Origin of the sequence: Okeania sp. SIO1H4, from assembly GCF_010672695.1 — a bacterium.
In the GTDB taxonomy this organism is placed as follows: domain Bacteria; phylum Cyanobacteriota; class Cyanobacteriia; order Cyanobacteriales; family Microcoleaceae; genus Okeania; species Okeania hirsuta.
In genome coordinates, this window is sequence record NZ_JAAHGB010000039.1 from 57600 (window position 1) to 64582 (window position 6983).

Annotated in this window: 8 protein-coding genes and 3 pseudogenes; 7 read left to right on the forward strand and 4 right to left on the reverse strand. The window is 38.4% G+C overall.

Annotated elements, in window-relative coordinates:
• Positions 1-15: 15 nt before the first annotated feature.
• The gene (locus F6K06_RS21805; RefSeq protein ID WP_124144192.1) at positions 16-1029 is read right to left on the reverse strand and encodes an adenylate/guanylate cyclase domain-containing protein; all 1014 of its coding nucleotides are present in this window, start codon (positions 1027-1029) and stop codon (positions 16-18) included.
• A gap of 152 nt (positions 1030-1181) precedes the next feature.
• The gene (locus tag F6K06_RS21810; protein ID WP_339379404.1) at positions 1182-1910 is read right to left on the reverse strand and encodes a DUF3120 domain-containing protein; all 729 of its coding nucleotides are present in this window, start codon (positions 1908-1910) and stop codon (positions 1182-1184) included.
• 353 nt (positions 1911-2263) lie between these two features.
• Between F6K06_RS21810 and F6K06_RS21815 the strand changes: the two genes are divergently transcribed.
• Positions 2264-3100: an undecaprenyl-diphosphate phosphatase gene (locus F6K06_RS21815; protein ID WP_240038865.1), complete on the forward strand. Its 837-nt coding sequence runs from the start codon at positions 2264-2266 to the stop codon at positions 3098-3100.
• Positions 3101-3220: 120 nt separating this feature from the next.
• On the opposite strand, the gene F6K06_RS21820 is transcribed toward F6K06_RS21815, so the two are convergent.
• On the reverse strand, positions 3221-3706 hold the full coding sequence (locus F6K06_RS21820; RefSeq protein WP_124144190.1) for an allophycocyanin subunit alpha-B: 486 nt from the start codon (positions 3704-3706) through the stop codon (positions 3221-3223).
• 295 nt (positions 3707-4001) lie between these two features.
• Positions 4002-4160: pseudogene (locus F6K06_RS21825) on the reverse strand (IS5/IS1182 family transposase); the annotation flags it as partial.
• A 140-nt stretch (positions 4161-4300) separates the two neighbouring features.
• Here F6K06_RS21825 and F6K06_RS21830 point away from each other — a divergent pair.
• From F6K06_RS21830 to F6K06_RS21850, 6 genes and pseudogenes are all read left to right on the forward strand, one after another.
• Positions 4301-4396, forward strand: a pseudogene (locus F6K06_RS21830) (helix-turn-helix domain-containing protein); the annotation flags it as partial.
• Positions 4397-4678: 282 nt separating this feature from the next.
• Positions 4679-4951, forward strand: coding sequence for a hypothetical protein (locus tag F6K06_RS34130; RefSeq protein WP_205127596.1), 273 nt, complete (start codon positions 4679-4681; stop codon positions 4949-4951).
• 191 nt (positions 4952-5142) lie between these two features.
• Positions 5143-5673 carry a hypothetical protein gene (locus F6K06_RS21840; RefSeq protein WP_287244908.1) on the forward strand — a complete coding sequence of 177 codons (531 nt, stop codon included), beginning with the start codon at positions 5143-5145 and terminating at the stop codon, positions 5671-5673.
• 402 nt (positions 5674-6075) lie between these two features.
• Entirely contained in the window at positions 6076-6291 is a 216-nt protein-coding gene (locus tag F6K06_RS34135) for a transposase (RefSeq protein WP_353734880.1), read from the forward strand.
• 93 nt (positions 6292-6384) lie between these two features.
• On the forward strand, positions 6385-6711 hold the full coding sequence (locus F6K06_RS21845; RefSeq protein ID WP_124144183.1) for a transposase: 327 nt from the start codon (positions 6385-6387) through the stop codon (positions 6709-6711).
• Between the two features lie 123 nt (positions 6712-6834).
• Positions 6835-6983, forward strand: a pseudogene (locus F6K06_RS21850) (IS630 transposase-related protein); the annotation flags it as partial.

Genomic DNA, 6983 nt, shown 5'->3' on the forward strand with positions numbered 1-6983 from the left:
TATAGTTGATTTGATCTAAAACAAATTTTGATTTTTTGCAGAGAACAATTTTTTGCCCAAAAAAGTATTGAGATTATTAAAAGTACCACCATAAGTAATAGTTGAACTATCATAGCCTTTCAGATTTACTTGATACTGCTTAAATATTTGATGCACATTTTCTAAATCGCAAATATACTGATAAGTACCTTCTCCCAAAGCAATATCCATACCAATTTCTTTAGTAGATGATTCTAGGCGAAATGCTGCATTTACAGTATCTCCCAAAGCAGTATAATCCGAGCGTTCACTACTACCAGCATTACTCACCATTGCATAACCTGTATTTATTCCTGCTCCTACTCTTAAAGGAAACGGTAAAGGGTAGATTTTACTTAGTTCTCTTGTTACTTCATATAAATCTTTGAGAGCTTGAAAAATACGAATCATTTCTGCACTACTAACTCCCTCAGCTCCATGAAACCAAACTGCCATAATCGCATCACCAATATATTTATCCACCCAACTTCCATTCTTCCTGATAATATCCCCTGCCTGCCGAAACCAACTACCAATAACTTCAGACAATACTCTCTCGTCCAGTTTTCTAGTCAGTACTGTAAAATCTCGGATATCCATTACCATCACTGATATTAGGCGACGAACATGCAAGGTAGCTGTAAAATCTTGAGAATCACCATCTATACCCGACTGTTTGTCCATTACTATGTCTGGACAATTAAATTGTAGTTCTGTTTGACCAAATACTAAGCGATCAGAATCCTTTAAAATTACAGGAATACTCACACGACGACTATTTACAAAAGAACCATTACGACTGCCTAAGTCAATCAGATAAAAATCTCCTTTGTCCATCTGTTGTATCATGGCATGGTTGCGGGATATCCATCTATCAGTCAGGACAAAAGTGTTATCTCTACCTCTACCAATAGTCCAACAATTATTTCCTACTAGAGGTAGGTAGCGATCGCCTGCTTCGGTACGAAGGATCATATGAGGAGGTTGCAAAGTCACGACAGTGGCACTCATGGTAACACAAGCTCTAAACTTGTGTGAATTCTCTTTTGGTCAGCATTAATATATCACTAATCAACTGATTGTCCCTAAAATAGCATAGGTTTCTAGAGGATTATTACCAATTTCTTCTTCTACTGCACCCCCTCTGACTATATTACTTAGTATTAGGCTAAACAAGCAGCTAATAGAAATAGACTGTCCACTAAAATTGTACTTAATACTGCTGCTCCAAAGGTCCAAAAGTATAACTTGCTTGATTGCAAAGGTACAAGACCAAAAAGCAATAGAATTCCCACCAAAACAAATATCCAAATTATTCCCCAGGAAGTACGTACTTGAGTTAAAGCATCTTGGAATACTTCTAAGGCCATATCTGGTTCAACTATCATTAATCGTCGCCAATAAGGAATAAGACCAGTTATGTAGAAGTATCCATCTGTAACTGCTGTACCTAGTAGAGAACCAAGGTAAAAACAGTTACCTATCATTTCTCTTTTGTGCGCCAAACACCATAAAGCAAAAGGTACACATATCGCCTCAACTGGTAAATGGAGGAGTGGTTCCTGTCGTAGCCAACCCCAGTATATTGATCCTGTGAACCAACTCCAAGTAAATCCCAATAATAGATCGCCCCATATATGGGTATCTCTATCTTTAAGTAGTTTTAAACTTAGCCATAACCAAAAGCCTGTCATAGCCAAACTTAACCAAGGTAGTTGACGTACCATTGGAGCTTGAAAAAAGACTGGCACTGACACTAGAAATATGGCAGTACAAAACACAGCCCATTTTTGGCTGATTCTAATTTTTTCAGCAACGCCGAAAAATAAATTTGTCCCAAATTTTTCTGGGTAAAGCATTGTGACTTTAGCAAACAAAGTATTATTCAACAAGATATTTTTAATATTTTTTACTTAAGTTTATCTAATTTAACATATCACATTTATTATCCCCTCCAGGGGCATCTTTGATAATAACAGGTATTTTATCCCCTCCTAGGGGATTTTTTAGGAAGAGTTAATAATAAACAAAAATCCTATGAAATAAAGAGTTTCCACTCCTCAAAACTCAAAAAAGTGGTGATACTTCTGATGCTATAATCGATTAATAGTTCTACTTCAAACCCTACTTAATGAAATTCTTATTTGCTGTTATTGTCAGCGCCCTAATTTTTATATCTTTAGACGACAAAGTAGGCCAATCATTGCCTTTGGACCCAGTTTCCACCTCTGAGCAGCTATCACAAATGAATATTTTTCAAGCAGTTATTCTAGGAATGGTGCAAGGATTAACAGAATTTTTACCTATTAGTAGTACGGCTCACCTCAAGATTGTTCCTGTTGCCCTGGGTTGGGGAGATCCTGGTGTGGCTTTTACCGCTGTGATTCAATTGGGCAGTATTTTTTCAGTTGTTTGGTATTTTTGGCAGGATTTGACAAAGATCGTGATTGGTGCATATAAATCTATAGTGACATCCGATTACCAGTCTCCAGATTTCCGAATGGCAGTTGGAATAGTACTGGGAAGCATACCAATAATACTTTTTGGGTTACTAATCAAAATATTTATTCCAGATTTTGATAACTCGGCCTTGCGCAGTACAGTGGCGATCGCTATTGCTTCAATAGTTATGGCTTTATTATTAGGAATAGCAGAGAAAATTGGCAGTCGAAAACGTAACTTTGAGCAACTAGATATTAAAGATGGCATACTCATGGGATTAGCTCAAGCATTGGCATTAGTCCCCGGAGTATCTCGCTCTGGCTCAACTATTACAGGTGGCCTATTTATGGGGTTAGAAAGGGCTACAGCAGCAAAATTTTCTTTTTTATTGGGTCTTCCAGCGATTACTTTAGCAGGTTTAGTTGAACTTAAGACTCTATTGGATGAGGGTTTTGGAGGTGTGGGTTTAGCACCTACTATTGCTGGAATTATATCTGCAATAATTTTTTCTTACGTAGCAATTGCTTGGTTGATTAGATACTTACAAACTAAAGATACATGGATATTTGTTTGGTATAGATTAGCTTTTGGGGTATTAATTTTAGTGGCGATCGCTGGTGGTGTGATGCAAAATAATTGAATAAATTTAAGTTGGGATTATTTTGACTTTTGTTGAAGTTTTAATCAGTCAAAACTCTAAAAATTGAACCCATCCAAGAATTCCTTAGATGGGTAGTCATGCTACAAAAAACAAAAAAACTTAGGACATAGCCTGAATGATATAGTCAAAGTAAGGAGCAGCTTCCTGAACATCTTCATCATCAAGTAAAGCAAGAGAAGCTTCCTTCAAACAACGGATTGACTCTACCATTCCAGGAACTGGTACACCCAATGAGTTGTACATTTCCCGAACACCAATCAAACCAATACTTTCAATTGGATCTTTATCACCAGCTAGTACCCCATAAGTAATCAAACGCAAGTACCAACCATAATCCCGGAGGCACAAAGCACGTTCCCGTTGACCAAAAGCATTACCACCAGGGGCAATAAAATCTGGACGCCTGCGCCACAACTCTTGACTAGCTTTGTCTACAATTCTTTTCTCATTTTCAGAAAGCACGCTAGCAATACGCACGCGCTGCTCGCCTGTTTTTAAAAAAGTATTTATGGCTTGAAGTTCCCCACTACTGGGATAACGTAATTCATCGTCTGCTTTGAGAATAACTTGGCTAACTACACTCATAATTATCAAAAAATTTCAGAATTATATTTCATTTTAGCTATTTACGACCTTTCTCAGTCATCAAATTTGAGGGATTTAATTTGAGAGATTTATTGGTATTGTTGAATAGCGGATATTAATTAGGAGTCAGTCCTCAGGAGTCAGGAGTCAGTCCTCAGGAGTCAGGAGTCGGGAATTCGGAGTCAGGAAGCAGGTAGCAGGAACTCAGGAATTCGGAGTCAGGAATTAACAAAGGTAGAAAAGAATTTTTATTACCTTTAATTTAATGGCTAAGAGCTGATTTATAAAGTAAATCTTAGCTAGCTAGTCGCCTAACCATAAGGTGAATTAAAGAGCCATAAATCATGGCTTCACTTACATCTGAATACACCTCATAATATGAGCTTAAACGTTGAAATCTATTCAAGCAACCAAAAGTGCGTTCAACAATCCATCTCTTAGGTAGTCGCTCAAAAGCATGGGAAGTTCTTTTGATCTAAATGTTGGCAGAAGACCCGCGCTCTCCTTGTCGGGAGCGTCGTATGGGAATGCCAATCAATGTTGTGGTTTCACACACAATATGTTAAAGCATAAAAAGTTTTTAGTAAGTTGTAGATGGTTGAAAAAGCGTACAAATTTAGGTTTTACCCAACTCCAGAACAGGAAAATCTGTTGCGGAGAACTTTGGGCTGTGTACGATTAATCTACAACGCAGAAATAAAATCAGGCCAGTCTGGTGACTACTGGGACGATAACTTAGCAGCTATTACTGAAAAGCGCAACCTTCAGATGCGTGATCATGTGAACAAAGCAGCTAGATTTGTGATCAACTGGTGCATTGAGCATCAAATAGGTACAGTAGTTTTTGGGTGGAATCAACGCCAAAAAGATAGTATTAACATTGGCAAAAAAATAACCAACAGTTTGTTCAAATACCTACAGCCAAGTTAAAAACCAAGATAGCTGAATTATCTGAGCAGTATGGGATTAAGTTTGTTGAGACTGAGGATAGTTACACGAGTAAGGCTAGTTTTAGTATCGGATGATTTTCTGCCGACATTTGGTGCGAAACCCGTTTGCGTAACATTCCGTAGGAAAAGGTGGGAGCCATCAGGAAAGCTTGTTAATTGTGGCTTGTATCGTTCTGCAAAAGGTCAAGTTATTAATGCTGACTGTAATGGTGCAGCCAGTATTATCAAAAAAGTAGCAACACAGCTAAGTCATATCATGTCCGGTAGCATCGGTATTAGAGTTGTCGCTAAATAAAGGAAAAAAATCACTCTAACCTAGACAGAGCAATAATTCCCATGATTTTTACCATTCAATATCTACAATCCTTACAGAACAAGGCTTTTGGGATTTTTTTTTAAGTTATAAAGCGACAAGTCTATTGATAAGTGCGATGAAGAAAAGAAAACAGTTATGCAGAAAACCGACTATCTTGGTAGACCTATTAGTTGGCAAAATTTAGACTTTTCAAAAGCTACTTTAATCGACTCAATGTGGAGACAGAGTTAAAACCATGGAAGACAGTAACTGACAATAAAATAATACCACCAACCAATCTTCCAGAACCTGTCAGATATTTTATGGCATCTCATTTCAACAGGAGCTTAAGTTATTTCACCATTCAAAAAGTTAACCATGGAGATCAAGATAATTCTACGGCTATATCAATTAAATTTAAGGCTGGAGAGTATGATGATACGACACAAGAAGGGTTAACGAAAATTGCTGACAAGTTAGGTGATGCATTCAAAGTTCAAGATCCCAATAGTGACATTCAAGCGAGTATTTCTGAAGCCGTAACTAAGATCAAGAAGGAGTTACCTCAGAAGTCTGCATCTATTAAGAATGATTTGATAAAACTACGGCGACCACCACAAGTTAGCTATGCTGACCTTATTGCAGCTCGGAAAACTCCGTCTAGGTACATTACAGGAAGAACTCCCTCTCAGCTAGGAAGAAGACCTACCTCAAGACGATAATCACACAATTAACGTGGCTATGAAATTTAAGCCTAAGTAGGGCTTGCTGAAAAAGTCGCCCTGATGAGGGTAGGAGTCTCCTCCTCAGGAGTAGGTAGTCGGAAGAATTGTCTGTTGATTTTTCCGCCTCTGTCAGCTCATGCAAGTGAGAATTTTGAGCTAAACCCTCCTTTTAGCTTGCACTTTTTTTACCCCAAAAAGGCACTTTGGCTTTATCTATAAATGCTTTTAGACTTAATCAGCAAGCCCTAAGAGACTGTTTGTAAAGTTTTGTAAGGGAAAGCGATCGCCATAACGCAAAAGATAAGACAATGATAATTGTCATGATTTTCCCTCCTATGGAAAGAAAAAACTATCAAGCGTGACCTAACCAATGAACAGTGGGAAATTTGAAGGCGGCTGATTCCTCCACCCCATTCTGGTGGTAGGTCTGGAAGTGTCGATACAAGAGAAGTTATTAATGGTATTTTCTACCTCGTACACAACGGCTGTACATGGGGGGCACTTCCTCATGATTTACCACCTTGGCAAACCGTAGCTACCTATTTTTATCGTTGGCAACGCAGTGGAGTATGGAAAGAAATCAATGATATGTTACGTTTGCGTAGCATTCCGTAGGAAAGAAAAGTCAGAATCAAACAAGGAAGAACTGAAGAGCCATTTCTAGGGTATAATTGATTCACAGTCGGTAAAAACGACTGAAAAAGGGGGATTAGAGGTTATGATGCTGGTAAAAAGGTAAAAGGAAGAAAACGACACATATTAGTAGATACTCAAGGGTTGTTACTGAGTGTAGTTGTACATACTGCAAATATACAGGATAGAGAAGGAGCTAAGTCTGTATTTCTTCAAGCTAAATATGATGCGCCGAATCTGAAAATTGTTTGGGCAGATCAAGGTTATAGAGGAAAACTAGAGAAATCAGTGGCAATGGTTTGTGGATGGAAATTAGCTATTGTTAACAGAACTGAAAAAGGGTTTCAAGTGTTGCCCAGACGCTGGGTGGTAGAGAGGACTTTTGCGAGGGCGCGGCCGTAATCGTAGACTTTCTTGCATATTATGAAGAACATCCTCACAATAGCGAAGCTTTGGTTTATAGCAACAGCCAGGGCGATTAGGACATAAAATAGAGAAAGTATTCTGTCATGCGATCGCTCTTCCTTGCCTCGACCCTATAGTTACAATTTTAGAAAAAAAGTGATAGAGGCCATTGAACTTGATGGCTGGAAAAAAAGTGATTGAGTCAACTGTTCCGGATTAGCCGGAACACGATTGACCTGTGGCTGAAACGGAAAGCTGAAACTGGAGAC

Bases quoted from the DNA above. Each gene is read 5' to 3' on its own strand.
- F6K06_RS21815 (WP_240038865.1), top strand. From the start codon at position 2,264: ATGAATATTTTTCAAGCAGTTATTCTAGGAATGGTGCAAGGATTAACA.
- F6K06_RS21805 (WP_124144192.1), bottom strand. From the start codon at position 1,029: ATGAGTGCCACTGTCGTGACTTTGCAACCTCCTCATATGATCCTTCGT.
- F6K06_RS21820 (WP_124144190.1), bottom strand. From the start codon at position 3,706: ATGAGTGTAGTTAGCCAAGTTATTCTCAAAGCAGACGATGAATTACGT.